At 60.0% G+C, this 24,932-nt stretch carries 24 protein-coding genes and 2 pseudogenes; 18 read left to right on the top strand and 8 right to left on the bottom strand.

Annotated features, from left to right (window positions below):
• Positions 1-11: 11 nt before the first annotated feature.
• The 5 genes from ACKUG4_RS24790 to yecR all read left to right on the top strand — a co-directional run bounded on the left by ACKUG4_RS24790 (position 12) and on the right by yecR (position 4,740).
• On the top strand, positions 12-1,388 hold the full coding sequence (locus ACKUG4_RS24790) for a pyridoxal-phosphate dependent enzyme (protein WP_064597269.1): 1,377 nt from the start codon (positions 12-14) through the stop codon (positions 1,386-1,388).
• Complete coding sequence (locus ACKUG4_RS24785; RefSeq protein ID WP_445435036.1) at positions 1,385-2,563, top strand: trans-sulfuration enzyme family protein; 1,179 nt, start codon at positions 1,385-1,387, stop codon at positions 2,561-2,563. The genes ACKUG4_RS24790 and ACKUG4_RS24785 overlap by 4 nt, the downstream gene beginning before the upstream one ends.
• 548 nt (positions 2,564-3,111) lie before the next feature.
• Positions 3,112-3,876 carry a hypothetical protein gene (locus tag ACKUG4_RS24780; RefSeq protein WP_445435035.1) on the top strand — a complete coding sequence of 255 codons (765 nt, stop codon included), beginning with the start codon at positions 3,112-3,114 and terminating at the stop codon, positions 3,874-3,876.
• Between the two features lie 180 nt (positions 3,877-4,056).
• Positions 4,057-4,371, top strand: coding sequence for a hypothetical protein (locus tag ACKUG4_RS24775; RefSeq protein WP_445435034.1), 315 nt, complete (start codon positions 4,057-4,059; stop codon positions 4,369-4,371).
• Positions 4,372-4,431: 60 nt separating this feature from the next.
• A complete protein-coding gene (yecR, locus tag ACKUG4_RS24770) occupies positions 4,432-4,740 on the top strand; it encodes a YecR family lipoprotein (protein ID WP_007950440.1) in 309 nt (102 codons plus the stop codon).
• Here the strand turns inward: yecR and ACKUG4_RS24765 are convergent.
• A complete protein-coding gene (locus ACKUG4_RS24765) occupies positions 4,712-6,349 on the bottom strand; it encodes an ATP-binding response regulator (RefSeq protein ID WP_445435033.1) in 1,638 nt (545 codons plus the stop codon). The genes yecR and ACKUG4_RS24765 overlap by 29 nt on opposite strands.
• A 113-nt stretch (positions 6,350-6,462) precedes the next feature.
• On the opposite strand from ACKUG4_RS24765, the gene ACKUG4_RS24760 reads away from it, so the two are divergent.
• Positions 6,463-7,068, top strand: a complete 606-nt coding sequence (locus ACKUG4_RS24760) for a LuxR C-terminal-related transcriptional regulator (protein ID WP_440812176.1) — start codon at positions 6,463-6,465, stop codon at positions 7,066-7,068.
• Positions 7,069-7,080: 12 nt separating this feature from the next.
• Here the strand turns inward: ACKUG4_RS24760 and ACKUG4_RS24755 are convergent, their stop codons facing one another.
• On the bottom strand, positions 7,081-7,356 hold the full coding sequence (locus ACKUG4_RS24755; protein WP_445435032.1) for a DUF2798 domain-containing protein: 276 nt from the start codon (positions 7,354-7,356) through the stop codon (positions 7,081-7,083).
• A 130-nt stretch (positions 7,357-7,486) separates the two neighbouring features.
• Here ACKUG4_RS24755 and ACKUG4_RS24750 point away from each other — a divergent pair, with 130 nt between their 5' ends.
• Entirely contained in the window at positions 7,487-8,410 is a 924-nt protein-coding gene (locus tag ACKUG4_RS24750) for a LysR family transcriptional regulator (RefSeq protein WP_445435031.1), read from the top strand.
• Positions 8,411-8,413: 3 nt separating this feature from the next.
• Here the strand turns inward: ACKUG4_RS24750 and ACKUG4_RS24745 are convergent, their stop codons facing one another.
• Positions 8,414-9,412 carry a bile acid:sodium symporter family protein gene (locus ACKUG4_RS24745; RefSeq protein WP_445435030.1) on the bottom strand — a complete coding sequence of 333 codons (999 nt, stop codon included), beginning with the start codon at positions 9,410-9,412 and terminating at the stop codon, positions 8,414-8,416.
• A gap of 84 nt (positions 9,413-9,496) precedes the next feature.
• Here ACKUG4_RS24745 and ACKUG4_RS24740 point away from each other — a divergent pair, with 84 nt between their 5' ends.
• From ACKUG4_RS24740 to ACKUG4_RS24730, 3 genes are all read left to right on the top strand, one after another.
• The gene (locus tag ACKUG4_RS24740; RefSeq protein WP_221397533.1) at positions 9,497-10,285 is read left to right on the top strand and encodes an AraC family transcriptional regulator; all 789 of its coding nucleotides are present in this window, start codon (positions 9,497-9,499) and stop codon (positions 10,283-10,285) included.
• A gap of 138 nt (positions 10,286-10,423) precedes the next feature.
• Positions 10,424-12,136 (top strand): amidase, encoded by a 1,713-nt coding sequence (locus ACKUG4_RS24735; protein WP_445435029.1) that lies wholly within the window; start codon positions 10,424-10,426, stop codon positions 12,134-12,136.
• A gap of 214 nt (positions 12,137-12,350) precedes the next feature.
• Positions 12,351-12,848, top strand: a complete 498-nt coding sequence (locus ACKUG4_RS24730; protein ID WP_064597287.1) for a hypothetical protein — start codon at positions 12,351-12,353, stop codon at positions 12,846-12,848.
• 110 nt (positions 12,849-12,958) lie between these two features.
• On the opposite strand, the pseudogene ACKUG4_RS24725 reads toward ACKUG4_RS24730, so the two are convergent.
• Positions 12,959-13,216 (bottom strand): annotated as a pseudogene (locus tag ACKUG4_RS24725) (Dyp-type peroxidase); the annotation flags it as partial.
• 42 nt (positions 13,217-13,258) lie between these two features.
• Between ACKUG4_RS24725 and ACKUG4_RS24720 the strand changes: the two are divergent.
• Both ACKUG4_RS24720 and ACKUG4_RS24715 read left to right on the top strand, forming a co-directional pair.
• Positions 13,259-13,631: pseudogene (locus ACKUG4_RS24720) on the top strand (TerC family protein); the annotation flags it as partial.
• A gap of 245 nt (positions 13,632-13,876) precedes the next feature.
• Positions 13,877-14,359 carry a hypothetical protein gene (locus tag ACKUG4_RS24715; RefSeq protein ID WP_445435028.1) on the top strand — a complete coding sequence of 161 codons (483 nt, stop codon included), beginning with the start codon at positions 13,877-13,879 and terminating at the stop codon, positions 14,357-14,359.
• 148 nt (positions 14,360-14,507) lie between these two features.
• On the opposite strand, the gene ACKUG4_RS24710 is transcribed toward ACKUG4_RS24715, so the two are convergent.
• Positions 14,508-15,458 carry a Dyp-type peroxidase gene (locus ACKUG4_RS24710; RefSeq protein WP_445435027.1) on the bottom strand — a complete coding sequence of 317 codons (951 nt, stop codon included), beginning with the start codon at positions 15,456-15,458 and terminating at the stop codon, positions 14,508-14,510.
• Positions 15,459-15,651: 193 nt separating this feature from the next.
• Here ACKUG4_RS24710 and ACKUG4_RS24705 point away from each other — a divergent pair, with 193 nt between their 5' ends.
• A complete protein-coding gene (locus ACKUG4_RS24705) occupies positions 15,652-16,629 on the top strand; it encodes a TerC family protein (protein WP_064597295.1) in 978 nt (325 codons plus the stop codon).
• Positions 16,630-16,670: 41 nt separating this feature from the next.
• Here ACKUG4_RS24705 and ACKUG4_RS24700 read toward each other — a convergent pair whose 3' ends face one another.
• Complete coding sequence (locus ACKUG4_RS24700) at positions 16,671-17,771, bottom strand: polyamine ABC transporter substrate-binding protein (RefSeq protein ID WP_064597297.1); 1,101 nt, start codon at positions 17,769-17,771, stop codon at positions 16,671-16,673.
• Between the two features lie 253 nt (positions 17,772-18,024).
• Positions 18,025-19,431 carry a purine-cytosine permease family protein gene (locus ACKUG4_RS24695; RefSeq protein ID WP_445435026.1) on the bottom strand — a complete coding sequence of 469 codons (1,407 nt, stop codon included), beginning with the start codon at positions 19,429-19,431 and terminating at the stop codon, positions 18,025-18,027.
• 325 nt (positions 19,432-19,756) lie between these two features.
• On the opposite strand from ACKUG4_RS24695, the gene ACKUG4_RS24690 reads away from it, so the two are divergent.
• Together ACKUG4_RS24690 and ACKUG4_RS24685 are read left to right on the top strand one after the other, a co-directional pair.
• Entirely contained in the window at positions 19,757-20,242 is a 486-nt protein-coding gene (locus tag ACKUG4_RS24690) for a flavin reductase family protein (protein WP_007950450.1), read from the top strand.
• A 67-nt stretch (positions 20,243-20,309) separates the two neighbouring features.
• Positions 20,310-21,353: an LLM class flavin-dependent oxidoreductase gene (locus ACKUG4_RS24685; protein WP_064597304.1), complete on the top strand. Its 1,044-nt coding sequence runs from the start codon at positions 20,310-20,312 to the stop codon at positions 21,351-21,353.
• A gap of 75 nt (positions 21,354-21,428) precedes the next feature.
• On the opposite strand, the gene ACKUG4_RS24680 is transcribed toward ACKUG4_RS24685, so the two are convergent.
• Positions 21,429-21,875 (bottom strand): winged helix-turn-helix transcriptional regulator, encoded by a 447-nt coding sequence (locus ACKUG4_RS24680; protein ID WP_085648415.1) that lies wholly within the window; start codon positions 21,873-21,875, stop codon positions 21,429-21,431.
• 184 nt (positions 21,876-22,059) lie between these two features.
• Between ACKUG4_RS24680 and ACKUG4_RS24675 the strand changes: the two genes are divergently transcribed.
• The 3 genes from ACKUG4_RS24675 to ACKUG4_RS24665 all read left to right on the top strand — a co-directional run bounded on the left by ACKUG4_RS24675 (position 22,060) and on the right by ACKUG4_RS24665 (position 24,921).
• Entirely contained in the window at positions 22,060-22,878 is an 819-nt protein-coding gene (locus ACKUG4_RS24675; RefSeq protein WP_064597308.1) for an alpha/beta fold hydrolase, read from the top strand.
• Positions 22,879-23,138: 260 nt separating this feature from the next.
• Complete coding sequence (locus ACKUG4_RS24670) at positions 23,139-24,446, top strand: flavin-containing monooxygenase (RefSeq protein WP_445435025.1); 1,308 nt, start codon at positions 23,139-23,141, stop codon at positions 24,444-24,446.
• Between the two features lie 58 nt (positions 24,447-24,504).
• Positions 24,505-24,921, top strand: coding sequence for a RidA family protein (locus tag ACKUG4_RS24665; RefSeq protein ID WP_007950460.1), 417 nt, complete (start codon positions 24,505-24,507; stop codon positions 24,919-24,921).
• Positions 24,922-24,932 lie beyond the last annotated feature (11 nt).

The following is a 24,932-nucleotide window of genomic DNA, read 5'->3' as shown; positions in this document are numbered from 1 at the left end:
GAGGTGAAGAGATGTCAAAGGATTCACGCCCTGCCGTACTTGGGCTGATCGGCAATACGCCGCTGGTACAAGTCACCCGCTTCGATACCGGTCCCTGCACCCTGTTTCTCAAACTCGAATCACAGAACCCCGGCGGTTCGATCAAGGACCGCATCGGTCTGGCCATGATCGACGCCGCTGAGCGCGACGGTCGCCTGCAACCCGGTGGCACGATCGTCGAAGCCACCGCCGGCAACACCGGTCTGGGCCTGGCTCTGGTCGGCCGCGCCAAGGGCTACCGCGTCGTGCTGGTGGTGCCGGACAAAATGTCCACCGAAAAAGTCCTGCATCTCAAAGCCATGGGCGCCGAAGTGCACATCACCCGCTCCGATGTCGGCAAGGGTCATCCCGAGTATTACCAGGATGTCGCCGCGCGTCTGGCCAAGGACATTCCCGGCGCGTTCTTCGCCGACCAGTTCAACAACCCGGCCAACCCGCTGGCCCACGAGTGCAGCACCGGGCCGGAAATCTGGGCCCAGACCGAGCATGACCTGGACGCGATCGTGGTTGGCGTTGGCTCGGCCGGCACGCTGACCGGCCTGACCCGCTTCTTCAAGCGCGTGCAACCGGATCTGGAAATGGTCCTGGCCGATCCGGTCGGTTCGGTGATGGCTGAATACAGCCGCAGCAAGCATCTCGGCACCGCAGGTTCGTGGGCGGTGGAAGGCATCGGTGAGGACTTCATTCCGTCGATCACCGACCTGTCGAGCGTGCGCAACGCCTACTCGATCAGCGACGAGGAAAGCTTCGATCACGCGCGCCAGCTGCTGAAAGCCGAAGGCATTCTCGGTGGTTCGTCCACCGGCACCCTGCTCGCTGCCGCGCTGCGCTACTGCCGCGAACAGACCGAGCCGAAGCGCGTGGTCAGCTTCGTCTGCGACACCGGCACCCGATATCTGTCGAAGGTCTACAACGACCAGTGGATGACCGATCAGGGCCTGCTGCAGCGCAAACGCTACGGCGACCTGCGCGACCTGATCGCCCGACGCTTCGAGGACGGCAAAGTTGTCAGCGTCGGCCCGGACGATACGCTGATGACCGCGTTCCAACGCATGCGCCTGGCCGATGTTTCGCAACTGCCGGTGCTGGTGGATGGCAAGCAACTGGTCGGCGTGATCGACGAATCGGACATTCTGGTGCGTGTGCACGAAGACGCCTCGCTCTTCAGCAAACCCGTCGCCAGCGCGATGACCGACAAGTTGCAAACCCTCGCCCCCGGCGCGACGCTGGCAGAACTGGAAGCCGTACTCAGCAGCGGTCTGGTGGCCATCATCGCCGACGCTTCAGGCTTCCACGGCCTGATCACCCGCGTCGACATGCTCAATCAATTACGGAGATCCCTGGCATGAGCCAGCACGACAAGAACGCCCGTCAACAAGGCTTCGCCACCCGCGTGATCCACGCCGGGCAAACGCCGGACCCGACCACCGGCGCGCTGATGCCGCCGATCTACGCCAACTCCACGTACCTGCAAGACAGCCCCGGCGTGCACAAGGGGTTTGACTACGGCCGCTCGCACAACCCGACGCGCTTTGCCTTGGAGCGCTGCGTGGCGGATCTGGAGGGCGGCACCCAGGCGTTCGCCTTCGCGTCCGGGCTGGCGACGATTTCCACCGTGCTCGAACTGATCGACGCCGGCTCGCACATCGTGTCCGGCAATGACCTGTACGGCGGCACGTTCCGTCTCTTCGACAAGGTGCGTCAGCGCAGTGCCGGGCATCGTTTCAGCTACGTCGATCTGGCGGATCTGTCGGCGTTCGAAGCGTCGTTGCAGGACGACACGCGCATGGTGATCGTGGAGAGCCCGACCAACCCGCTGCTGGGTCTGTCCGACCTCGCCGCCATCGCCCGTATCTGCAAGGCGCGCGGGATCATCTGCGTGGCCGACAACACCTTCGCCAGCCCGTGGATCCAGCGTCCGCTGGAACTGGGTTTCGACATCGTGCTGCACTCGACCACCAAATACCTGAACGGTCACTCCGACGTGATCGGGGGGATCGCGGTGGTTGGCGACAATCCTGCGCTGGCCGAGCGCCTGGGCTTTCTGCAGAACGCAGTCGGTGCCATCTCCGGCCCGTTCGACGCCTTCCTCACCCTGCGTGGCGTGAAGACCCTCGCGCTACGTATGGAGCGTCATTGCAGCAACGCGCTGGAACTGGCGCGCTGGCTGGAGCAACAGCCGCAGGTCAAACGCGTCTACTACCCGGGTCTGGAATCCCATCCGCAGCACGAGCTGGCCAAGCGGCAGATGCGTGGGTTCGGCGGGATGATTTCCCTGGATCTGAACAGTGATCTGGCCGGCGCCCGGCGCTTCCTGGAGAACGTGCAGATCTTCGCCCTGGCCGAAAGCCTTGGCGGTGTGGAAAGCCTGATCGAGCACCCGGCAATCATGACTCACGCGACCATTCCGGCCGAAACCCGTGCCAAACTCGGCATCGGTGACAGCCTGGTGCGTCTGTCGGTGGGCGTCGAGGACATCGAAGACCTGCGTGCCGATCTGGCGCAGGCGCTGGCCAGCATTTAACGCCCGAAAACGTCAAAGCCCGCACAAGGCGGGCTTTGGTGTTTGAGTAGGCGGCCAGTGCTGGTCTCTGGCTTACGAGGTTTCTCAGGACTCCCACAGTACAGGCAATGTGCTCTGCTGCTTCACACGGCATAAGGGCTGGAACCCAGCGCGGGGTTCTTTCTAACCGTGTACCCTTCGGAACGCGCCCAACGCTTCCTCGCTATCCGCTTGCGCATCAGTCTGCGTCTTCGCCTACATTCTTGAGCCTAGCAAACACACTGCATTGCGCTACGCGGTTTTTAGACTGATTGTTTTCTAGCGCAGGCCTGCAAGGAAGCTAACCGACTATCGCCTTCACGACCCTTCAGCCTGCCTCCCGCCAAGGGCGAACTATACTTTTCAGTTCGCTGTCCAGATTTCCTGTAAACCGTCGACACCCGTGCACCCTCCGGTGCCCCCGTGCCATTCACCAATCTGGTTGACCCCGGGCCAACGAGCCTTCCGTCGATAAACGAATGACGGGTAATGCTCGGTTGCTGTGTGGCTGATGGGGCGTGGAGAAAATCATGAAGCACACGCTTTGGCCGGGCTTCGTCCTGGCAGTTGCGGCAACAGTGGCAATGCCCAATGTCTGGGCTGCGCAGGCGCAGGCATTGGCGTCGGATGGGGCGGATCATGTTGGCGCCGGCGCCGTTGCCTCTGACGGCTCCGATCATGTCGGTGCTGGCGCGGTAGCTTCTGACGGCGCGGACCACGTCGGCGCCGGAGCAGTTGCCTCCGACGGCTCCGATCACGTTGGCTCTGGCGCCGTTGCTTCTGACGGTTCCGATCACGTTGGCGCTGGCGCCGTTGCTTCTGACGGTTCCGATCACGTTGGCGTCGGTGCCGTTGCTTCTGACGGCTCCGATCACGTTGGCGCTGGCGCCGTTGCTTCTGACGGTTCCGATCACGTTGGCGTCGGTGCCGTTGCTTCTGACGGTTCCGATCACGTTGGCGCTGGCGCCGTTGCCTCTGACGGTTCCGATCACGTCGGCGCTGGAGCCGTTGCTTCCGACGGCGCGGATCACGTCGGCGCTGGCGCTGTTGCTTCTGACGGCTCCGATCACGTCGGCGCCGGAGCCGTTGCTTCTGACGGCTCCGATCACGTCGGCGCCGGAGCCGTTGCTTCTGACGGTGCGGATCACGTCGGCGCAGGCGCAGTCGCCGCCGATGGCGCAGACAAGGTCGGTGCCAACCGACTCGCCTACTCCCGCGCAGGCGTCGGTTCGGACCAGGTGGCTTCCGCCCTCATGAGCGGCAGCTATTCCGACCAGTTCAACAGCCCTCAATAACCGCTATCGGCGCAATCAGCCCACCGCTGGTTGCGCCGCACTAGCACATTTGTGCTAATCGACCACCCCGATCCCTGGCGTTATATTCCCTCGCAACCCCCGACGCTCCCCAACATTGCCGCTGTGCAGTGCGCGGGATCGTTGTGCCTGGAAAAACAACAACACCAAGGAAGAAACACCATGAAACTGCAGCTCAGCCTCGCCAAAATCACGGTTCTCGGTGCCCTGCTCCTCGGCGCCGCCGGTTGCCAGACCATAAAACCTACCGAAGACAGCATGAAAGAACGTGCGCAGACGGTCATTGGCCAACCGGTCAGCAAAATCGCCAACGTCCGCAACGACAGCACCCTCACCTACTACACGGCCTACACCGCCGCCGGCGAATACAACTGCGAGCAGCCCAGCGGCGTCATCATGGCCGTCGCCAGCATGGGCATCATGACGCCTCCGCTGTCTTGCCTGCCCAAAGGCGCATCGCCGATTCCGTACCAGTAATCCGGCGCAGGAAAACCGTTCAACGCCTCTTCTCATCCCGGTAAAGGATTCCGTTCGACCATGAAAACACTCATCGCCACCCTCAGCCTCGCGGCCGTCGTTCTCACCGGCTGCGCCACCCCCAAGCAATGGGAAGCCACCGGCGGCAGCAAGACCGACGGCGTTGTCCAGGTCTCCTATGAACTGGGCCAGTTCGAAAGCGGGCAAACCTCCGCCGCTCAAGGGTTGGCCACGGCAGAAGGCCGTTGCAAGGTCTGGGGCTACAAGAGCGCCGAAGTGTCGGGCTCGGAGAAAAACATCTGCCGCACCATGGGCCAGTACAACTGCCTGCAAACCACCATCACGCAGGACTATCTGTGTAAGCGCTGACCCCTTCGGTCTGCCGGTCGCGCAGCGCACGCAGGGTCGCGCGCAGCTCGGCCGGGCGTACCGGTTTGGACAGAATGGCAATCCGGCGGTCATGCAGCGCCGCCTGGATTTTTTCGATGTCATGCCCGGTGATGATCATGGCCGGCACCGCATAACCGCGCTGACGACGAACCTCGTCTATGCATTCGATGCCGGTACTGTGGGAGCCGAGGTCATAGTCGGCAACGATGATGTCGCAGTCCGTGACCAGGCCCTGCCCGCTCAGCTCGGCCTGCACAACGCAGCCCCAACGCTCGAGCAACGCCGAAGTCGCCAGCAAAACGTTGCGATCATCCTCCACCAGACACACCTTCAACCCCGTCAGCAACCCGACCTGTCGGGCCTCCTCCCGATTGACCGGCACCTGCGGCGGTGCGAGTGGCAGCCCATACAAGGTCACGGCCGTGCCATGCCCCAGCCGTGAGCGGATCGCAACGTCGACACCGATCAATTGCCCCAGACGCCGGACAATCGACAGCCCCAGGCCCACGCCTTCGACGTCCTTGTCGCGCAACTGGCGAACCCGATAAAACTCCTCGAACACCTTGGGCAAATGCTCTTCGGCGATGCCGCTGCCCCGGTCATAGATCGCGATGGCCAACCCCGCGCCGCGCTTGCGCACACCGATCAGCACCGGTCGGTGCGCACCGTATTTGAAGCAGTTGGAGAACACGTTCTGGACCATGGTCGCCAGCAACGCCGGATCGGTGCGTACCCAGTGTTCACAAGGTCGCAGACGCAACTCCACACCCGCCCAGCGTGCGGCTTCGGCGTTCTGACGGATCAGATCCGCCAGCCATTCGCCCAGCTCAAGCGTCTGCAAGCGCGGCAGAATCCGCCCGTTGTCGAGGGTGTAGAGATCAAGAATCGAACGAAACAACTGCGACACGTTGAGCAGCGAACGGTCGATGCTGTCCACCAGCCGCCGCTCCTCTTCGCCCAGTCGCGACTCGCGCAGGCATGCGGTAAACAGGCCGATGGAGTGGATCGGCTGACGCAGGTCATGGCTGGCCTGAGCCAGGAACCGTGATTTTTCAAGGTTGGCGGCGACCGCCTCTTCGGACGCCTTGCGCGTGCGCTCCAGCAGCAGGTGCGCATACACCGGAATCACCGTGCTGGTGATCATCAGCATCAACACCATGAACGGTTGTGCCTGCCAGTACGGCGTCAACCGATAGACCGCCAGCAGCGCCAGCAATGCCAGCACCGTGGCGATCGCCAGGTAGCGCGAGCCGTAGCGCATGCCGTTGCCGAGATTGACCCAGACCATGACGGCATAGATGGGCAACGCCGCCTCGCCGCCGACCACCAGCCCGAAACTGGTGCCGGTGTAATCGTGGAGCATGCCGAAAATCCGCCGCGCCGGATAATGCCCCGGCCAGCGCACAATGGCCTGGCGCAGCACGACGGAGGCCAGCAGAAACAGGGAAATGTAGGTGACCACCGGCAGGTAAGTATCGAAGCGCTGGCCCGGCAGGAAACCAAGCACGCCCATGTAAACCAGCGCAATGCTGGCGATGATGATGCGCAGATTGGCCTGGTCGAGCTCGGTGTTCTTTTCGAACTTCATGGGGGAACGTCCTTGTGCAGCAGTCGTCATAAACGCACGAATCAACAGGCAATGCCTTCGCCCGATGCTAAGGTGCATGCCATGAGCAATGCAGACCCAGGGAGGGTTGCGCCATGGCGTGCCGAATCATCATAGCCGACGATCACCCGTTGTTTCGCGAAGCGCTGCTGCGCACCGTCCAGCGTCTGCTGCCCGAAGCCCTGATCGAAGAAGCCGGCGACCTCGACACAGTGCTCGCCCTGCTGCCGGCGGGCGATGAGCCTGACACCTTGATCCTCGACCTGCGCTTCCCCGGCCTGACCTGTGTCAGCCAGCTCGCGGAACTGCGCCGGCGTTTGCCGCGAACCACGCTGATTGTGGTGTCGATGGTCGATGACGAGGCGCTGATCGGCGAAGTCATGGCGGCCGGCATCGATGGTTTTATCGGCAAGAACATCGCCCCGGATGAGATCGGTCAGGCGATCCAGGCGATTCGTGAAGGTGAGGTTCTGGTGAAATTCGCCCCGTCCGGCCTGCTGCCGCTGGACTCCGGCACCGCCCTCACCCCGCGTCAGCAAGAGGTGCTGCGGCTGATCGCCCAAGGCAAGACCAACAAGGAAATCGCCCGCGAACTGGATATTTCGCCGTTCACGGTGCGGATTCATGTGTCGTCGTTGTTGCGGGTGCTCAACGTGCCGTCGCGAGCTGCGGCGGCGGTGAAATACTCCGGGGCCTTGTAGCGTGCCTCCAAATCAGGCGTGCGGGTGGACGGTCAGTGCGACCAGTTTCACCACAATCGGCCGGACCACGAGAATGCACAGAAATGCCACGGGCATCGCCAGTTTGTAGGCGCGCAGCGCATTGCTAAGGTAATCGGCATCAATTCCGAAATTGGAGGCGGTGATCACCAGCGACATCAGAAACGCCATGATTGTCGCCATGTACAACGCAAATACGTACGGCATGGCACGGGCAGACAGCTTGCGCGGGCTGAACGCCTTGGTTCTTGGGGATAGTCTCTGATTCATGTCAGTCCTTGTTGACCGAAGTGGATAGGCGCCGAGCACCCTAACAAGTCTGCCAAGCCGTAACTAGACTGATCGCCGTGAGCACTTTATAAACAAAATCTTATTAATTCGTCCTCGCCGGGATCCACGCATGAACCTCTTGGGTGCAATCGATTGTTTTATAAAAGTCGTTGAGGCGGGATCGATTGTCGGCGCCGCCAAAACCCTCGGGGTGAGTGCCGCCGCCGTCAGTCAGACCCTTGGTCGCCTTGAGACTCACCTCGACACACGCCTGCTGCAACGCACCACCCGCAGCATGGCGCTGACGGAGAGCGGTTCGGTGTATTTCGAGAAAGTAAAACGTATCGCGCTCGATCTGGAGTCCGCGCAGAGCGCCATCAGCCACGCGCAGACGCAACTCCAGGGACACTTGAGTATCGCCTCCACCGCCGGGTTCGGGCGCCATGTACTGGCCCCGGTCATTGCCGGTTTCGCCGAACGCTACCCGCAGTTGACGCTTGAGCTCTCGACGACCGACCGCAAAATCAATCACCTCCACGAAGGTATCGACCTGAGTCTGCGCATCGAGCCGCAACTGGAAGACGGCATCATCGCGCGCAAGGTTGCGACGGTGCCGTTCGTGATTTGCGCCAGCCCTGACTACCTGCAAAAGGCCGGTCGGCCGTCGACTCCGGCGGATCTTCAACAGCACGCCTGTCTGGCGTTCCGCTATCCGCTGGACGGACGGTTACTGCGCTGGTGGTTCGTTGAGCAGGGTCAGCGCTTTGAGGCTGCGATCAATGCGACCGCCATCAGCGACGATATCGACGCCCTGGCGCAAATGGCTGCTCATGGTGCCGGGATCACCCGACTGGCGGAATTCGTTGCCGCGCCCTATCTGGAGAGTGGTCAACTGGTCTCTTTATTCGAACCGGGCGGCGGCTCGACCTTTGCCAGCGCCGCACCGCTCGAGATCTACGCCTGCGTGCAGGAGCGCGCCGCCATGACTTCCAAGGTCAAGGCCTTCACCGAGTTTTTGCAGGAGTTCCTGCATAACCGCTGGCCCGCTCGATGAGGATCAAGGATCAACCTGCGCCATCAGTTCAGGCACCGATTCCTGCCGCTTCGCATACCGCTGCGCCAGCACCGCGCAGACCATCAGTTGAATCTGATGGAACAGCATCAGCGGCAGAATCAACACGCCAATCGTGCTGCCGGCGAACAACACCTGCGCCATCGGCACACCGGTGGCCAGACTCTTTTTCGAGCCGCAGAACAGAATGGTGATGCGATCCTCAAGACTGAAACCGAACGCCCTGCCCAGCAGCGTGGACGCCAACAGCACCAGCGCCAGCAGGATGCAGCACACCACCACCAGCCCCAGCAGGTCGATCACCGGAATCTGGTGCCAGATGCCCTCGTTAACCGCTTCACTGAACGCGCCGTAGACCACCAGCAGAATCGAGCCCTGATCGACGAATTTCAGCCAGTTCTTGTTGCGACCGACCCACGCGCCGATCCAGCGACGGGCGATCTGACCGGCAATGAACGGCAGCAGCAATTGCACGCTGATTTTCACGATTGCGTCGAGGGTCGAGCCGCCGTCACCGTGGACGTTCAGTAGCAGCGTCACCAGCAGCGGCGTGAGGAAAATCCCGAACAAACTGGACGCCGCCGCGCTGCAGATCGCCGCCGGAATGTTGCCCCGCGCCAGAGAGGTGAAGGCAATCGCCGACTGCACCGTGGCCGGCAACGCACACAGGTAAAGCATGCCCATGTACAGCTGATCGCCGATCAGCGGCGACAACAGCGGCTTGAGCGCTAACCCCATTAGCGGGAACAGGACAAAGGTCAGGCCGAACACCAGCAAATGCAGGCGCCAGTGGCCGGCGCCGGCGATGATCGATTCGCGCGACAGCTTGGCGCCGTGCAGGAAAAACAGCAGCGCAATGGCGATGTTGGTCAGCCAACCGAAACCGGTCGCGACCTGACCGCTGGCGGGCAGGAAGCTGGCCAGCAGCACCACGCCGATCAGGGTCAAGGTGAAGTTGTCGGGCAAAAATCGTGGTCGCGTCATGGTTTGCTCATCCGGGGGTTGCCAGTACGTGGAAGCGACTCTAACGTGACTGGAAATTACCGACTAACGCCGAAGAAACCACAGATGCCGCCAAAAGGACACGACAAAAGCGTCAGACGCAGCATTCCCGGGCTGCCCAGCCTGCCGCGTCCGTTGTATGGGCGCACCGAATCGCTGCCCAATCGAGCGCTCACCCGCCGTCATAGTCATCCGTGGGTGCAGTTGTCCTACGCAATCCAGGGCGTACTCGAAGTGCAGACTGCCGTCGGTCGTTTCGTTGCGCCACCGGAGCGGGCAGTGTGGATTCCGGCGGGCGTACCGCATCGGGTTTTCAGTTCGCCGCACACGGAAATGCGCAGCCTGTACATCGATTGCAGCGTCGCCGACTGGGCGCCGGAGCGGTGTCATGTGCTCGGCGTCAGTGATCTTTTGCGTGAGCTGATTCGGGCCTTCAGTCAGATACCTGTCGAATATGACCAGAGCGGCCCGCACGGGCGCCTGGCCCAGGTGATCCTCGATCAACTGGCCGAGGCGCCGCCCATCGATCTGATGCTGCCACTGCCGCAGGACAGTCGCCTGCGGCAGATCTATCAGAGTCTGGAGCAACATCCGGAACAGCAGACCACCTTGGCGCACTGGAGCGAAAAATTCGGCATAACCGAGAAAACTCTGACTCGGCTGTTCCTGCGCGATACCGGTTTGACCTTCCGCACCTGGCGCCAGCGCCTGCGTCTGCTGGGTGCGCTGACGCCGCTGGAACGCGGCGAACGCGTCACCGACGTGGCTTTGGCCTGTGGTTATGACTCGACATCGGCCTTTATTGCGGCGTTTCGCCAACAGTTCGGCGAGACGCCAGGAGAGTTTTTCCGATGAAATTAACCGATATTTATCGACTTTGTGCATGCCATTGGGCAAATTTCAGGGTAGAGTTTCGCCCATCAAGAACCTTTGACATCTTTCGACGATAACAATGATCAACCACCCTTTAGCGAACCTGTCGGCGGTAACAGCATGATCGAAGTCACTGAAGTTTCCATTGCCCAATTGCGCGCGGCGCTCGAGTCCGGCCAGACCACGGCGGTCGAGTTGGTGCAGGCCTATCTGGCGCGCATCGACGCCTATGACGGCCCTGACACCGCCACTGCGCTGAACGCGGTGATCGTGCGTAACCCCGACGCACTGAAAGAAGCGCAAGCCTCGGACGCCCGTCGTGCCAAGGGCGAAACCCTCGGTCCGCTGGACGGCATCCCCTACACCGCCAAGGACAGCTATCTGGTCAAAGGCCTGACCGCCGCGTCCGGCAGCCCGGCCTTCGCCGATCTGGTGGCACAGCGCGATGCGTTCACCATTGAGCGTCTGCGTGCGGGCGGTGCGATCTGCCTGGGCAAGACCAACATGCCGCCGATGGCCAATGGCGGGATGCAGCGCGGCGTCTATGGCCGTGCCGAAAGCCCGTATAACGCTGATTACCTGACCGCGCCGTTTGCTTCTGGCTCGTCGAACGGTGCCGGCACTGCTACCGCTGCCAGCTTCTCGGCATTCGGTTTGGCGGAAGAGACCTGGTCGAGCGGTCGCGGCCCTGCGTCGAACAACGGGCTGTGCGCCTACACGCCGTCGCGCGGCGTGATCTCGGTACGCGGCAACTGGCCGCTGACACCGACCATGGACGTGGTGGTGCCCTACGCCCGCACCATGGCCGACCTGCTGGAAGTGCTCGACGTGGTGGTCGCCGAAGACAGCGACACCCGTGGCGACCTGTGGCGCCTGCAACCGTGGGTGCCGATCCCGAGCGTGGCCTCGGTGCGCCCGGCGTCCTATCTCGATCTGGCAGTGAAGAGCGATGCACTGGCCGGCAAACGCCTGGGCGTTCCGCGCATGTACATCAACGCCGACCCTGAAGCCGGCACCAGCGAAACGCCGGGTATCGGCGGCCCGACCGGGCAACGCATCAACACCCGCGCGTCGGTGATCGATCTGTGGAAACAGGCCCGTCAGGCCCTCGAAGCCGCCGGCGCCGAAGTGATCGAAGTGGATTTCCCGCTGGTCTCCAACTGCGAGGGCGACCGTCCGGGCGCGCCGACCGTGTTCAATCGCGGCATCGTCTCCAAAGAGTTCATGCATCACGAACTGTGGGACCTGTCGGCCTGGGCCTTCGATGATTTCCTGCGGGCCAACGGCGATCCGACACTCAACCGTCTGGCGGACGTCGACGGCCCGAAAATCTTCCCCCACGACCCGGGCACCCTGCCCAACCGTGAAGGCGACCTCGCCGCCGGCATGGACGAATACGTGCGCATGGCCCAGCGCGGCATCACGCCGTGGGATCAGATCCCGACCCTGCCGGACGGCCTGCGCGGTCTGGAGAAGACCCGCAAGCTCGACCTCGAAGACTGGATGGATCGCCTCGGCCTCGACGCCGTATTGTTCCCGACCAACGCCGACGTGGGTCCGGCCGACGCCGACGTCAACCCGGCCTCGGCGGACATCGCCTGGAGCAACGGCATCTGGGTCGCCAACGGCAACCTCGCAATCCGCCACCTCGGCGTACCGACCGTCACCGTGCCGATGGGCGTGATGGCCGATATCGGCATGCCGGTGGGGTTGACGTTTGCCGGGCGGGCCTATGACGATTCGACGCTGCTGCGACTGGCGGCGGCGTTTGAAGCCACCGGGTCGAAGCGTCGGGTTCCCCCACGTACACCAGCACTTTCCAGCGAGCGTTGATTGACTCTCACCCTGTGAGTCCGCGCTTTAAACGTGTGCCGTGAGCCTGTTCGCGGCACATATTTCCAGACACCAACCCACGCCTTCAACTTTTAATCAACTGTCAACTCTGACAGTTGTAAATAAAAAAATTGACAACTAGATTCGAATTGCAAGAACGGCAGAACTCACAATTGCGTTTGCCAAACTACCAATTTGATGAAGGACAATGGTTATGGAAATCGATAAATTCCCGCCAGAAATCAAAGCTGCGCTAGGTTTAGACGGCAACAATGAAGCTATAACTGTCATCTCCAATGAGGAAAAAGAAGCTTCCATATTCCGGGTAAGTATTGCACCGAGGCACCCGGGTCTTGGTACTGAATTTATTGCGGAGCGATACATTTACGCAAGCCTGACCCCAGACAGCCACAGCCTCCTGGGATATAGAAAAAGACCAGATGGTTTTCCAGAAGATCAGATTTCAATTATTCTTCCAAAACGCTTGCCGCCTGGTGAATATCCTTTCAAAAACTCCGACATGGACTTCCCCCACGCCTATGCTGGACACTACCCCAACGGTTACAGCGCAAGGAGTGGCTTCATAAAATTCACCCGCGACGACGCCAACCAGAGGATTGAAGCGACCTTTGAATTCTCTATAAAAACAGACGAACTCGATTACGAGTTGAAAGGAAAGCTCTATCTAGATGCAACAGGCCCATTTGAATAAGCACACTGCCAAACAACCAACCATTGAATAAAAACTTTGGTGTTTAGCAGTCCGGTGCAGAACCTGAAGAGGGACATAAAAGGGCGGGATCAATTGATCCCGCCGCTTTTCTATGGTTCTGCCAGTACTTCCAGCAAATCCGCCGAAGGCACAAAGAACAGACTGCCTGTGACGGCGGTGCTGAAATCCAGCAGTCGATCGTAATTGCCGGGTGGTTTGCCGACAAACATGTTCTCCAGCATTTGCTCCAGCGGCTCCGGCGAACGCGCATAACCAATGAAATAAGTGCCGAACTCGCCTGCGCCAGGTCGGCCGAACGGCATGTTGTCGCGCAGGATCTTCACCTCTTCGCCGTCCTTGGTGATGGACAGGGAGAACGGCATGCACCCATCAACATCGGCGAACCCTGGATGTGGGTCGCCTTCATCTTTTTTTGTCCTCGCCATGCTGGCCGTCGACCTGTTCGTCTTCGGTGGGCGCAAGGCGCATCGGGTCTCGGTACGGGAAGCCTCATCCTGGGTGTTCGCCTGGTGCATGCTGGCGATGGCCTTCGCCGGATTGCTCTGGTGGTATCTGAACGGCGAATTCGGCCCCGAAATCGCCAAGGTCAAGACCCTGGAATTCCTCACCGGTTACCTGATCGAGCAGTCGCTGTCGATCGACAACATGTTCGTCTTTGTGATGATCTTCAGCTACTTCGCCGTGCCGCCGGAGTTGCAGCGCCGGGTGCTGCTGTACGGCGTGCTCGGGGCAATCCAAGCGTCTGGTACCGCCACGTACGCCAGCACTGGTAACCCGATAGGTTCTCGCAGTCTTAACGCACTTCGCTTAGAGAAGCGGGCGCCATGAAGTCAATAATGGCCCCACTTCTCTAATATCAAGAACGCGCTCATACATTCCCACCTTTTACAACTGTAAGTTCTGACAGTTGCCCCTTGGAAAACGCAAGCGTAGCGTGACGATTGATTGGGTCGTTAATAACCCAAGACTGACTTTCACGCACTCTGATTTCGAAGGAACGTAAAATCATGACCACAGACAAACTGTATGAAGCACTGGGCATTGATAACAACCTGAAGCCTCTGCCTGCCACTCAAAAATCAAGCGCCGCCGACCAAACTTTCACCGCAATCATTGAACCTGCACTCCCCTCCGGAACTGATAAATTCAAGGCAGAGGAGTTTTGGTATGAGAAATTTATTCCAGACACTATTAGTGTGTTGGGGCGCTCTGGCGCTGGGGAAAAAATGAAGCAAATAGCTATCCTTATCAACGAACACACCCCAGATGGCACCTATAAGGTGAGTGGTTTCCAAGCAGTGGACGTCACAGCAGTACTGCTTGCAGACGGTGTGTTTACACATGCTCGAAAAGGTTCTGTAACGTTCAAACGAAACACCACCAATAACTCAATCGAAGGCACGGCCGATTTCAAAATTGACTTTGGAGAAGGCGTTGAGTACCGAGTATCACGAGTTGAATTTAAAGTGAAAGCAACTGGCCCGCTTTAAACAGGCCAATGTTCTTTTCAACACAGGGTGAAGGGCAATCTTTCGATAAGAGCTAAATTTAATCGTTGACGAGCCCCTTCCCAATTCAACTTCAGAACTGAAAATTCAAAAACAACGAAGTCAGTTCGGCTACCTGTCCTGGTTTTTCTTAACGTTCTGCCAGTTCTTCCAGTAAATCCGCCGAAGGCGCAAAGAACAGACTGCCTGTGACGGCGGTGCTGAAATCCAGCAGTCGATCGTAATTGCCGGGTGGTTTGCCGACAAACATGTTCTCCAGCATCTGCTCCAGCGGCTCCGGCGAACGCGCATAACCAATGAAATAAGTGCCGAACTCGCCTGCGCCAGGTCGGCCGAACGGCATGTTGTCGCGCAGGATCTTCACCTCTTCGCCGTCCTTGGTGATGGTCGTCAAGGCGCTGTGGGAGTTGCTCGGCTTGACCGAATCGTCCAGCTCGATATCAGACAGTTTGGTGCGCCCGATCACCCGTTCCTGCGCCTCGACCGACAATTCGTTCCAGGCCTTCATGTTGTGCAGATACTTCTGCACCAGCACGTAACTGCCGCCGCAGAACGTCTGATCTTCATCACCCACGAGGGTGAAATGCTCGGCTTTGCGGCCGACCGGATTCTCCGTGCCGTCGACGAAACCGATGATGCTGCGCATGTCGAAATAGCGGAAACCCTGCACCTCGTCGGTCACCGTCACAGCGTCGTCCAGCGCCGACATCAACTGCGTCGCCAGTTCGAAACACAGGTCCATTTGATCGGCGCGAATGTGCAGCAGCAAGTCGCCCGGCGTGGAAACGGCGCGTCGCCCTTCTACGCCGAATTCGCGAAAGTCGTGCAAGGATGCCGGGCGTGGACTGCCGAACAGACGATCCCAGGCGTTGGAAGAGAACCCGCAAACACAGGACAGGCTTCCCGAAGGGACACGCTTGCCGACCGAGCGCGTCAGCCCCGCGACATCGGCGCACCAGCCGCGGACTTTTTCCGCTGCATCTGAATCGGCGTTGAGGGTCGCCACAATGAATATGGCAGCGCTGGTGATCGGGCTGCAGACGGCTTGAGGATCTGGCGTTTCGATGATCGTGACTCCCAAGGGATGATGGACTGGCTCGAAGGGAGGTTAGCAAAGAAGCACAGACTGAAATACCTTCCGTCACCCCGTTGCCAAGGTAGACACTTCGTTAATAACGAACAATACCCACGAAATAAACGATTTTTCTTTGTCGGAAAGCTCCTACTAGCATGGCCCCGTCTACCCCGAAAAACATAAAGACAGGGAGAACGGCATGCACCCCATCAACATCGGCGAACCCTGGATGTGGGTCGCCTTCATCGTTTTTGTCCTCGCCATGCTGGCCGTCGACCTGTTTGTCTTCGGTGGGCGCAAGGCGCATCGGGTCTCGGTACGTGAAGCCTCATCCTGGGTGTTCGCCTGGTGCATGCTGGCGATGGCCTTCGCCGGATTGCTCTGGTGGTATCTGAACGGCGAATTCGGCCCCGAAATCGCCAAGGTCAAGACCCTGGAATTTCTCACCGGTTACTTGATCGAGCAGTCGCTGTCGATCGACAACATGTTCGTCTTCGTGATGATCTTCAGCTACTTTGCCGTGCCGCCGGAGTTGCAGCGCCGGGTGCTGCTGTACGGCGTGCTCGGGGCAATCGTGATGCGCGCGGCGATGATTTTTGCCGGCGTATGGCTGGTGTCGCAATTCACTTGGCTGCTGTATGTGTTCGGCGTGTTCCTGATCATCACCGGGATCAAGATGCTGGTGTTCGCCGAGCAGCAACCGGATCTCGATAACAACCCGCTGCTGCGTTGGGTGCGCGGACATCTGCGGATCACCAACGGCTTTCACGGCGAGCGGTTTTTCGTGCTGCAGAACGGTGTGCGCTGGGCCACGCCGATGTTTCTGGTGCTGGTGCTGATCGAGGCCAGCGACCTGATGTTTGCGGTCGACAGCATCCCGGCGATTTTCGCGGTGACCACCGACCCGTTCATCATTTTCACCTCGAACATCTTCGCGATCATGGGCCTACGGGCGCTGTACTTTTTGCTGGCAGACATGGCCGACCGTTTTCATCTGCTCAAGTACGGACTGGCGCTGGTGCTGGTGTTCATCGGCGGGAAGATGACGGTGATGCCGTGGTTTCACATGCCGGTGGAGTGGTCGCTGGCGATTGTTGGCGGGCTGATTCTGGCGTCGGTGGTGCTGAGTCTGATGCTGACGAAGGACAAGTCGCCCGAAGAAAGTCAGGCGAAATAACGGCCGAGGGAGCGAACGGATTCGCTCCCTCGGCTTTGAGCTCATTTATCCGACTTGATACTGGTCCACACCCGGGTCCGCACCCGCTCCAGTTTCTGCGGCAACGGTTGCACCACGTACAGCTTCTTCAGCGCTTCGCTGGTCGGCGTCAGGTTCGGGTTGCCTGTGATTTCCTTGTTGATCAGCGGCAGCGAATCCTTGTTGGCATTCGGGTAGCCGAGGAAGTCGCTGATCGAAGCGATGACTTTCGGATCGAGCAAGGTGTTGAGGAACTCGTGGGCCTCTTCGACGTTCTTCGCGCTCTTCGGAATGGCGAAGGTGTCGAACCAGATCGGCGCGCCTTCCTTCGGCAAGCGCCAGTCGACCACCACGCCATTGCCCGCCTCTTTGGCACGGTTGCCGAACTGGTAGAAGCTGCCGGAATAACCGATGGCCACGCAGATATCGCCGTTGGCGATGTCGGTCATGTACTTGGCCGAGTTGAAGTAGGTGACGTAAGGGCGAACCTTGAGCATCAGGTCCTTGGCTTTCTCATAGTCGGCCGGGTTCTGGCTGTTCGGGTCCAGGCCCAGGTAGTGCAGAGCCAGCGGCAGGATTTCCGACGGCGAATCGAGCATTGCCACGCCGCAGGATTTCAGCTTTTCCATGTTCTCCGGCTTGAACACCAGATCCCAGCTGTCCACCGGCGCATTCTCACCGAGCGCAGCCTTGACCTTGGCCGGGTTGAAACCGATCAGTACCGTGCCGACCATGTAGGGCACGCCGTACTGATTGCCGGGGTCGTTGGCGTCGAGCAACTTGAGCAGCGCCGGGTCCTGGTGGCTCCAGTTCGGCAGCTTGGACTTGTCGAGTTTCTGGAACACACCGGCCTTGATCTGGGTATCGAGGAACTGATTCGACGGCACCACCAGGTCATAGCCGGAGTTGCCGGTCAGCAATTTGGCTTCGAGGGATTCGTTGGTGTCGAAGGTGTCCCAGGTCACTTTGATGTTGCTTTTGGCGGCGAACTCCTTGGGCACCGACGGCAGGATGTAATCCGCCCAGTTGTACACCCGCAGTTCGCGCTGTTCGGCCTGTACGGCGCTGGCCAGCAGCGTCAGCCCGAAAACAGTAGCGCCCAGAATGCGTTTCATCGTGACCATGTTGTGTTTCCCCGAATGCAGCGTGAGTCGATGGTTTTTATGTTCTGTACACGGCAGTGGCTGGCAAAATCAGCCATGGGCAAGGAAGGTGCAGCATTTAGTTGTGGCTTCGATTCTTGCTGACAGCGTAGACGCAGCACAGTAGCCGGTTGGCCAAAAGGGGATCGAAATGGCCAATTTGCGTGACCGCCGGGATGCGGAAACAACAATGCCCGACGATGTGCCGGGCATTGTTTGAACAGCTTGCGAACGCTCAGTCGGTAAAACCCAACCGCGTCGCCCTGCTCTGCTGCGCCTGCCCACGGGTCGCCAGGCAGTAATACAGCGGGCACGTCACGATCAGGCCGACCAGCCACGACAGGTCCGCGCCTTCCACCAGATTGGCGTACGGCCCGACATACAACGACGTGTTGGCGAACGGCAGCTGCACGATGATGCCGATGAAGTAGGCAATGATCGCGTGCAGGTTAAAGCGCCCATAAATGCCACCGTCGGCGCGGAAGATCGAGGCGATGTCATAGCTGCCGCGCTTGATCAGATAGAAGTCGATCAGGTTGATCGACGCCCATGGCACCAGTACCAGCAGCAACGCCAGAATCAGCCCGATGAACTCGGAAATGAAATCCGCCGACGCGCCCAGCGCCACCACGCAGCAACCCGTCAGCACCACGCTCGACAAGATCACCCGCACCTTGATGCTCGGCGTCCATTGGCTGGCAAAGGTCTGGATCGAGGTGATGATCGACAACACCGCGCCATACAGATTCAGCGCGTTGTGGCTGATGATGTTGAGCAGAAACAGCACCATCAGAATCGGCCCCAGCCAACCGGTGGACTGCTTGACCGCCGCCATCGCTTCCGTGCCTTCCGGAGTCGCCAACACCGCCACCGCGCCAAACGTGAACGACAGAATCGTGCCCAGCGTGGCGCCCAGATAAGTCGCAATAAATGGCTTGCCGATACCGATGTCCGCCGGCAGGTAACGAGAATAGTCGGAGACGTACGGCGAAAAGCTGATCTGCCAGATGATCCCCAGCGACACCGTCGCCAGCCATCCCGAGAGATTGAAGCTGCCACGGGTAAAGAAGTCCGCCGGCAACTCATGGGCAAAGATGTAGATGAAACCGGCGAGCAGCGCACTGCCCATCACCCAGGTGCCGATTCGGTTCAGCGTGTGGATGAAGTTGTACCCAATCACGCCGATGGCCGTGGCGCTGAGGGCGCCGATCAGAATACTCAGCGGCGCCGGCACCGACGGTGCAATGCCGACAATGGATTTACCGGCCAGCACGATATTGGAAATGAAGAACCCGATATAGATGATCGCCGCGAAGAACACGATCAGCAGCGCACCGTAGCGCCCGAACTGACCGCGACTCTGCACCATCTGCGGAATGCCCATGCGCGGGCCTTGCGCCGACGCCAGGGCGATCACCACGCCGCCGATCATGTGCCCCAGCGCGATCGCCAGCAGCCCCCAGAACAGGTCGAGATGAAACACCTGGACCACCATGGCGCCAGTGACGATGGGCAGTGGCGCAATGTTGGTGCTGAACCAAAGGGTGAACAGGTCGCGGGCCTTCCCGTGGCGTTCCGCGAGTGGGACGTAGTCGACCGTGTGATTCTCGATCAACGGATCTTGCCGGGACATCTGGGACATAAAAATGAACTCGATTGGGTCTGTTCTTATCGTTGTATGAAGCCAAACCGGGGGTGCTTCGTGGCCGCCCCTCAGATGAAGACCATATTATGGTATTCCAACATTTTCACAAGACTGATCCGCTCTTTACGACGGCATCTGATCCGGCATCCTCCCTGATAGCCAGCGCTCACGGCTAGAGCAAAGCCCCGTAAATGCTGAGTTTCCGACGGATGAACCACGTTTATCGTTTCACCAAAAAAGCGCTTGCAATCGATGTATTACGGTATACCATCAGACCCATAAACACATAAAAACACGCTTCACCGCACTCGAGGATTGACCAATGATCGATGCTGCCGTCTACAAACAAGTCATGGGCTCGTTCCCGTCCGGCGTTACCGTCATCACCACGCTGGATGACGACGGCCAGATCGTCGGCCTCACCGCCAGCGCCTTCAGCTCGCTGTCGATGGACCCGGCGCTGGTACTGTTCTGTCCCAACTACAGTTCCGATTCCTACCCTGTCCTGATCAAGAACAAACGCTTTGCCATTCACGTCCTGTCCGGCGGTCAGCAAAGCGAAGCCTACGCGTTCGCCCGCAAAGGCAAGGACAAGGCGCAGGGGATCGAGTGGACGCTGAGCGAACTGGGCAACCCGATCCTGGCCAACGCGACAGCTATCATCGAATGTGAGCTGTGGCGCGAATACGAAGGCGGCGACCACGCGATCATGGTCGGTGCGGTGAAAAACCTCATCGTCCCTCAGCAAGACGCCGGCCCGCTGGTGTATTGCCACGGCAAGATGGGCGCCCTGCCCGCCTTCGCCTGATCCGCACGATTGCATTTAAACAGGCCGGCAAGCGACCGGCCGACCACAAGAGATTCGAGGTAGCGTCATGAAATTTTCCCTGTTCGTACACATGGAACGCTGGGACGAAAGCGTCAGCCACCGTCAACTGTTCGAAGACCTGACCGAACTGACGTTGATGGCCGAGGCCGGTGGTTTCAGCACCGTGTGGATCGGCGAACACCACGCGATGGAATACACCATCTCGCCGAGCCCGATGCCGCTGCTGGCCTACCTCGCGGCCAAGACTACCACCATTCACCTGGGCGCCGGCACCATCATCGCGCCGTTCTGGCACCCTCTGCGGGTCGCCGGTGAATGCGCGTTGCTCGACGTGATCAGCAACGGCCGAATGGAAGTCGGCCTGGCACGCGGCGCTTATCAGGTGGAATTCGATCGCATGGCCGGCGGCATGCCCGCCTCCAGCGGTGGACAGGCACTGCGGGAAATGGTCCCGGTGGTGCGCGCCCTGTGGCAAGGCGACTACGCCCACAACGGCGACATCTGGAAATTCCCCACCTCCACCAGCGTGCCGAAACCCATCCAGAAGCCGAACCCGCCGATGTGGATCGCCGCCCGCGACCCGGACTCGCACAACTTCGCCGTTGCCAACGGTTGCAACGTGATGGTCACGCCGCTGATGAAGGGCGACGAAGAAGTCCTCGATCTGAAGAACAAGTTCCAGACTGCGCTGGACAACAACCCCGATGTGCCGCGTCCACAATTGATGGTGCTGCGTCATACCCACGTGCACTCGGCGGATGACCCGGAAGGCTGGAAGGTGGGCGCGAAAGCCATCTCACGTTTCTATCGCACGTTCGATGCGTGGTTCGGCAACAAGGAAGTGCCGGTGAACGGCTTCCTGGCGCCAAGCCCGGAAGAGAAATTTGCCGGGCGTCCGGAGTTTGAACTGGAGAGCCTGCACAAGACGGCGATGATCGGCACGCCGGAAGAGATCATTCCGCGGATCAAGTACTACCAGGAACTGGGGGTGGATGAGTTCAGCTTCTGGTGCGACAACAGCTTGCCGCATGCGGAGAAGAAGAAGTCGCTGGAGTTGTTTATCAAGCATGTGGTGCCGGCGTTTCGTTAAATACGCTAAGCGACCCTGAATGTAGAAGCGCCCCGAACAGAACGTCGGGGCGCTTTTTTTCGTCTGACACAGGTGTCAGTACGCAGTCGAAGTTGTCTCGATATCTTCCGGCGCCAAATGGCGTCCATCGGCCGACAGTAACTCCAGCTTCCTGATCGGCTTTCGCTTTTGCGCATCCACCATCACCGACCCCGCCTCGCCAGGCTCGAACATGAACTCCCCCCCCCACTGCGACAGCGCAACAATCACGGTTTGCAACGCCCGGCCCTTTTCAGTCAGCACGTACTCCTTGTAGGCGCTGCCGTCGGACGCCGGCACCAGGCGCAGGATGCCCCGCTCCACCAGCCCTTTGAGCCGCATGCTCAACATGTTCTTGGCGATTTCCAGGCTCTTCTCGAAATCGCTGAAACGACTGATGCCTTCCAGCGCGTCGCGGATGATCAGCAACGACCACCAGTCGCCGATCAGGTCCAGCGTCCGGGCAACCGGGCAGATGTTGCCCTCCAGGCTTTTGCGTTTCATTCAGCGCTCTCCAGCAAAACGGTCATCAAATCGTGGTTGCATCTTACAACTCTGGCGCCCGCGAGCGTCTACGCTGATCGGCTGGCGAAACTTAGCACCTGCGTACAAGTAGACCAGACGCTTAACCGCGATAGTCAGCGATGCCATCCCGGCAACCACACACGCCCCGACACAAGGAGTTTTCATGAGCACCTTCACGACCCAAGACGGCACCGAGATCTATTTCAAGGACTGGGGCAGCGGCAAGCCCGTGCTGTTCAGCCACGGCTGGCCGCTGGACGCCGACATGTGGGAATACCAGATGGAATACCTGAGCAGCCGCGGCTACCGCACCATCGCCTTCGACCGTCGTGGTTTCGGGCGCTCCGAGCAGCCGTGGACCGGCTACGACTACGACACCTTCGCCGATGACATCGCGCAACTGATCGAGCACCTCGACCTGCGTGACGTGACCCTGGTCGGCTTCTCCATGGGCGGCGGCGATGTCAGCCGCTACATCGCGCGTCACGGCAGCGAGCGTGTCGCCGGGCTGGTGTTGCTGGGCGCGGTAACGCCGCTGTTCGGCAAGAAACCGGACTTCGCCGAGGGCGTCGACAAGTCGGTATTCGACGGGATCAAGGCGGGTCTTTTGAAGGATCGCGCGCAGTTCATCGCAGACTTCAACACGCCGTTCTATGGCCTCGATAAAGGTCAGAAAGTTTCGGACGGCGTGCTGACACAAACCCTGAATATTGCGCTGCTGGCCTCGCTCAAAGGCACCGTGGATTGCGTCACCGCGTTCTCGGAAACCGACTTCCGCCCTGACATGGCGAAAATCGATGTACCGACCCTGGTGATCCATGGCGACGGCGACGTCATCGTGCCGTTCGAAACCACCGGCAAACGCGCCGCCGAGCAAATCAAGGGTGCCGAGCTGAAGGTTTACGCCGGTGCGCCGCACGGGTTTGCCGTGACGCATGCGCAGGCACTGAACGAAGACCTGCTGGCTTTCCTCAATCGTTGAGTTCGATGTAAATCAAGCGCCAACTGAAAAGGGCCGTCGACACACCTGTCGACGGCCCTTTTTTTCGTTGTCCCGGATTCCGTCTCCAGGGCGAACCCCTTTGTTTACGGGGCTTTCAGACCTCTGCATCACGTTTTTATCTTCACATGCCAGCTTAATAATATTTTACCGATAACCACCCCCTCCCTAGTCTGATCCCAAGCACAGAGAACAGGTCGACAGCGACCTGAATCCAACGGCCTCGTGAGAAGGGATCAGAGATGACCACTGAAATAATAAAAACAGACACGCTTGTTGTCGGCGCCGGTCAAGCGGGTGTGGCCATGAGTGAACACCTGAGCAAACTCGGTGTGCCGCACCTCGTTCTGGAGCGCAACCGCATTGCCGAACGTTGGCGCACCGGGCGCTGGGACTCGCTGGTGGCCAACGGTCCGGCGTGGCACGACCGGTTTCCGGGGATGGAATTCGATGACGTCGATCCGGACGGTTTCGCCAACAAGGAACGTGTCGCCGATTACTTCGAAGCCTATGCGAAGAAATTCAACGCGCCGATCCGCACCGGTGTCGATGTGAAAAGCGTGGTGCGCAATGTCGGGCGTCCGGGTTTCACTGTCGAGACCTCCGAGGGCGTGATCGAAGCCGCCCGCGTCGTCGCCGCCACCGGCCCGTTCCAGCGTCCGGTGATCCCGGCGATTGCGCCGAAAGATGAGCGTCTGCTGCAGATTCACTCGGCCGACTATCGCAACCCGCAACAACTGCCGGCCGGCGCGGTGCTGGTGGTCGGCGCCGGCTCGTCGGGCGTGCAGATCGCCGACGAATTGCAGCGCTCTGGCAAGCAGGTTTACCTCTCGGTCGGCGCCCATGACCGCCCTCCTCGCGCTTACCGCAACCGTGATTTCTGCTGGTGGCTTGGTGTGCTCGGCGAATGGGATCAAGCCGCGATGAAACCCGGCCGCGAGCACGTGACCATCGCCGTCAGCGGCGCCCATGGTGGTCGCACCATCGACTTCCGTGGCCTGGCCCATCGCGGCATGACCTTGGTCGGCGTCACCGAATCGTTCAGCGACGGCGTGGTGACCTTCAAACAGGACTTGCGCGACAACCTCAAACGTGGCGACGAGAACTACCTCGCGCTGCTGGATGCCGCCGACGCCTACATCGAACGCAACGGCCTCGACCTGCCGCTGGAACCGGAAGCCCGCGAAACTTATCAGGATCCTGAATGCGTGAAAAACCCGCTGACCGGTCTCGATCTGGCCGCCGCCGGTATCACCTCGATCATCTGGGCCACCGGGTTTGCCGTGGACTATTCGTGGCTGAAAGTCGCCGCTTTCGACGACAACGGCAAGCCGCAGCACCAGCGCGGTGTGTCCAGCGAGTCGGGTGTGTATTTCCTCGGCTTGCCCTGGCAGTCGCGACGCGGTTCGTCGTTCATCTGGGGCGTTTGGCACGACGCCAAGCACGTGGCCGATCACATCGCCACCCAGCGCAAATACCTGGCTTATCGCGATGCCGAACAACGCGAAGCCGCGCTGCACAACCACGCTGTCGACACCGTCGACGCTTGATTCCCCTCTTCAGTACCGGCGCCTGTCGCGCCGGGTTCGATTTCGTCAGGAGCCTCACATGAGTCAGCCAACCCACACCCGCATCCGTATGTTCAACACCAAGGACACCTACCCGAACCAGACCCTGGACAACGACCTGTGCCAGGCTGTGCGCGCCGGCAACACCGTGTATGTGCGTGGTCAGGTCGGGACCAATTTCGATGGCGAACTGGTCGGCCTCGGCGACCCGCGCGCGCAGACCGAACAGGCGATGCGCAACGTCAAGCAATTGCTCGAAGAGGCAGGCAGCGACCTGAGCCATATCGTCAAGACCACCACTTACCTGATCGACCCGCGCTACCGCGAGCCGGTGTATCAGGAAGTCGGCAAATGGCTGAAAGGCGTGTTCCCGATCTCCACCGGGCTGGTGGTGTCGGCCCTGGGTCAGCCGCAGTGGCTGATGGAGATTGATGTGGTTGCGGTGATTCCCGAGTAATTCGACCTTAG

Source organism: Candidatus Pseudomonas auctus (assembly GCF_048654275.1).
GTDB lineage: Bacteria > Pseudomonadota > Gammaproteobacteria > Pseudomonadales > Pseudomonadaceae > Aquipseudomonas > Aquipseudomonas pharyngis.
The sequence above is the reverse complement of the archived record's forward strand: the minus strand, read 5'-3'. Positions and strand labels throughout refer to the sequence as shown.

What these genes read in the sequence shown, in the direction of transcription:
- ACKUG4_RS24790 (WP_064597269.1), top strand. Translation starts at nt 12, where the DNA reads ATGTCAAAGGATTCACGCCCTGCCGTACTTGGGCTGATCGGCAATACG.
- ACKUG4_RS24785 (WP_445435036.1), top strand. Translation starts at nt 1,385, where the DNA reads ATGAGCCAGCACGACAAGAACGCCCGTCAACAAGGCTTCGCCACCCGC.
- ACKUG4_RS24780 (WP_445435035.1), top strand. Translation starts at nt 3,112, where the DNA reads ATGAAGCACACGCTTTGGCCGGGCTTCGTCCTGGCAGTTGCGGCAACA.
- ACKUG4_RS24775 (WP_445435034.1), top strand. Translation starts at nt 4,057, where the DNA reads ATGAAACTGCAGCTCAGCCTCGCCAAAATCACGGTTCTCGGTGCCCTG.
- yecR (WP_007950440.1), top strand. Translation starts at nt 4,432, where the DNA reads ATGAAAACACTCATCGCCACCCTCAGCCTCGCGGCCGTCGTTCTCACC.
- ACKUG4_RS24765 (WP_445435033.1), bottom strand. Translation starts at nt 6,349, where the DNA reads ATGAAGTTCGAAAAGAACACCGAGCTCGACCAGGCCAATCTGCGCATC.
- ACKUG4_RS24760 (WP_440812176.1), top strand. Translation starts at nt 6,463, where the DNA reads ATGGCGTGCCGAATCATCATAGCCGACGATCACCCGTTGTTTCGCGAA.
- ACKUG4_RS24755 (WP_445435032.1), bottom strand. Translation starts at nt 7,356, where the DNA reads ATGAATCAGAGACTATCCCCAAGAACCAAGGCGTTCAGCCCGCGCAAG.
- ACKUG4_RS24750 (WP_445435031.1), top strand. Translation starts at nt 7,487, where the DNA reads ATGAACCTCTTGGGTGCAATCGATTGTTTTATAAAAGTCGTTGAGGCG.
- ACKUG4_RS24745 (WP_445435030.1), bottom strand. Translation starts at nt 9,412, where the DNA reads ATGACGCGACCACGATTTTTGCCCGACAACTTCACCTTGACCCTGATC.
- ACKUG4_RS24740 (WP_221397533.1), top strand. Translation starts at nt 9,497, where the DNA reads ATGCCGCCAAAAGGACACGACAAAAGCGTCAGACGCAGCATTCCCGGG.
- ACKUG4_RS24735 (WP_445435029.1), top strand. Translation starts at nt 10,424, where the DNA reads ATGATCGAAGTCACTGAAGTTTCCATTGCCCAATTGCGCGCGGCGCTC.
- ACKUG4_RS24730 (WP_064597287.1), top strand. Translation starts at nt 12,351, where the DNA reads ATGGAAATCGATAAATTCCCGCCAGAAATCAAAGCTGCGCTAGGTTTA.
- ACKUG4_RS24715 (WP_445435028.1), top strand. Translation starts at nt 13,877, where the DNA reads ATGACCACAGACAAACTGTATGAAGCACTGGGCATTGATAACAACCTG.
- ACKUG4_RS24705 (WP_064597295.1), top strand. Translation starts at nt 15,652, where the DNA reads ATGCACCCCATCAACATCGGCGAACCCTGGATGTGGGTCGCCTTCATC.
- ACKUG4_RS24700 (WP_064597297.1), bottom strand. Translation starts at nt 17,771, where the DNA reads ATGGTCACGATGAAACGCATTCTGGGCGCTACTGTTTTCGGGCTGACG.
- ACKUG4_RS24695 (WP_445435026.1), bottom strand. Translation starts at nt 19,431, where the DNA reads ATGTCCCAGATGTCCCGGCAAGATCCGTTGATCGAGAATCACACGGTC.
- ACKUG4_RS24690 (WP_007950450.1), top strand. Translation starts at nt 19,757, where the DNA reads ATGATCGATGCTGCCGTCTACAAACAAGTCATGGGCTCGTTCCCGTCC.
- ACKUG4_RS24685 (WP_064597304.1), top strand. Translation starts at nt 20,310, where the DNA reads ATGAAATTTTCCCTGTTCGTACACATGGAACGCTGGGACGAAAGCGTC.
- ACKUG4_RS24680 (WP_085648415.1), bottom strand. Translation starts at nt 21,875, where the DNA reads ATGAAACGCAAAAGCCTGGAGGGCAACATCTGCCCGGTTGCCCGGACG.
- ACKUG4_RS24675 (WP_064597308.1), top strand. Translation starts at nt 22,060, where the DNA reads ATGAGCACCTTCACGACCCAAGACGGCACCGAGATCTATTTCAAGGAC.
- ACKUG4_RS24670 (WP_445435025.1), top strand. Translation starts at nt 23,139, where the DNA reads ATGACCACTGAAATAATAAAAACAGACACGCTTGTTGTCGGCGCCGGT.
- ACKUG4_RS24665 (WP_007950460.1), top strand. Translation starts at nt 24,505, where the DNA reads ATGAGTCAGCCAACCCACACCCGCATCCGTATGTTCAACACCAAGGAC.